Source organism: Streptomyces sp. NPDC127092, assembly GCF_042722475.1.
Taxonomy (GTDB): Bacteria; Actinomycetota; Actinomycetes; order Streptomycetales; family Streptomycetaceae; genus Streptomyces.
Genome location: NZ_JBHXFE010000259.1, coordinates 619 through 1,321, shown reverse-complemented (window position 1 = coordinate 1,321; position 703 = coordinate 619). Strand labels below are relative to the sequence as shown.

At 70.7% G+C, this 703-nt stretch carries 1 protein-coding gene; it reads left to right on the top strand.

What is annotated here, in order from left to right; genetic code table 11:
• Positions 1-39 precede the first annotated feature (39 nt).
• The coding region (locus tag ACFWJO_RS39505) for an AMP-binding protein (protein WP_386873099.1) at positions 40-703 on the top strand (664 nt) is incomplete at its 3' end.

Sequence of the window (703 nt, the reverse complement as noted above, 5' to 3'; positions counted from 1 at the left end):
GGGGGGTGGGAGGGGGGGGGGAGGGGGGGGGAGGGGGGGGTGGACGAGGGGGGGAGGGCGGGTGGGGTGGGGGCGCGGTTGGTGGTGGCGCCGCCGGGGGTGTTCGGGGGTGCGGCGTTGGGGGAGTGGTTGTCGGTGGAGGGGGTGACGCATTGTTTTGTGACGCCGTCGGTGTTGGCGACGGTGGAGTCGGGGGGTTTGGGGTCGGTGCGGGTGTTGGTGGTGGCGGGGGAGGTGTGTGGGCCGGAGTTGGTGGCGCGGTGGGCGCCGGGGCGGGAGTTTTTCGATGCGTATGGGCCGACGGAGGTGACGGTGCAGGCGACGGTCAGTGATGCGTTGGTGGCGGGGGGTGTGGTGACGGTGGGTGGTCCGGCGGTGGGTGTGGAGGTGGTGGTGCTGGATGGGTGGTTGCGTCCGGTGCCGGTGGGTGTGGTGGGGGAGTTGTATGTGGGGGGTGCGGGGTTGGCGCGGGGGTATCTGGGGCGGGCGGGGTTGACGGCGGGGTCGTTTGTGGCGAATCCGTTTGGGGTGGTGGGGTCGCGGTTGTATCGGACGGGGGATTTGGTTCGGTGGGATGGGTTGGGGTCGTTGGTGTTTGTGGGGCGTGCTGATTTTCAGGTGAAGGTGCGGGGTCAGCGGGTGGAGTTGGGGGAGGTGGAGTCGGTGTTGGTGTCGTGTCCGGGGGTGGGGGCGGCTGTGGTGG